This is a genomic window from Denitromonas iodatirespirans, from assembly GCF_018524365.1.
Lineage (GTDB): Bacteria > Pseudomonadota > Gammaproteobacteria > Burkholderiales > Rhodocyclaceae > Nitrogeniibacter > Nitrogeniibacter iodatirespirans.
The window spans coordinates 1-772 of the sequence record NZ_JAEKFT010000117.1; the positions used below are offsets into that span (position 1 = coordinate 1).

Sequence of the window (772 nt, forward strand, 5' to 3'; positions counted from 1 at the left end):
CAATACTGTTCGCTTAGATACGCATCCTGTCTCTTTTTGGCACTGACAGTGGCTTGGGTGCCAGCAGTGCTGGCGTGCAGTCGATGAGCTTTCGGCGCGGGTAGTGATGGTCGTGCGAAGCGTACGGTGAGTTGCGCCGCTTGACCTGGCGGGGCGTTGCTTCCCCGAGCGTACGCACAGCGCGCAGTTGCGCGGCGGCATGAAGCAACTGGTCGAACCAGCGCTTTCGACGCCTAGGCTGCATTGGGGGGAAAGGCCCCGGACTGGGGCTGGGTGCGTCGTAAGAGCTGTACGTGCGCGGTGAAGGATAGGCTGTCGTGACGTAGGCGATGCTCGGTGGCGGCTTGGTGGATTAGCCAGCGCACGGCATAGTGCGCCAGAACCCAACCGTAGAACTCCTGCCGAACTAGTTCAGGCGTCTTCGAACGCAGCACTCGGCGGCGCTGCTGCAGGTGCGTTTTGAGTTCGTCGAAAACGGCCTCGACCTGCCAGCGCTGATGATACAAGGCCGCCAATTCCAGTGCCGGTGCCACCTTGTCGTCGAGCAAGCTGGTCATCAAGCGGTAGCGAAGCGGCTCTGCGTCGAGCTTGGGGAGCTCGTATTCGATGACCCGCACTTCAATCGCCCCCTGACCCGCACGGCGAGCCTTGTCGCTCGGGTAGATCGCGCTCAGAAAAGAGCCATCGTCCAGCGCCTTGAGAACCGGGAACTGCCGGTTGTCGCGGCAGCGCCACAGCAGCTCGGCGCCGCTGTGGCGCGCCTGCTGCCAAT

At 62.8% G+C, this 772-nt stretch carries 1 protein-coding gene; it reads right to left on the reverse strand.

Features of this window, described 5'->3' with window-relative positions:
* Positions 1-233 precede the first annotated feature (233 nt).
* On the reverse strand, positions 234-772 hold a 539-nt coding region (locus I8J34_RS24195; RefSeq protein ID WP_214364184.1), incomplete at its 5' end, for a transposase.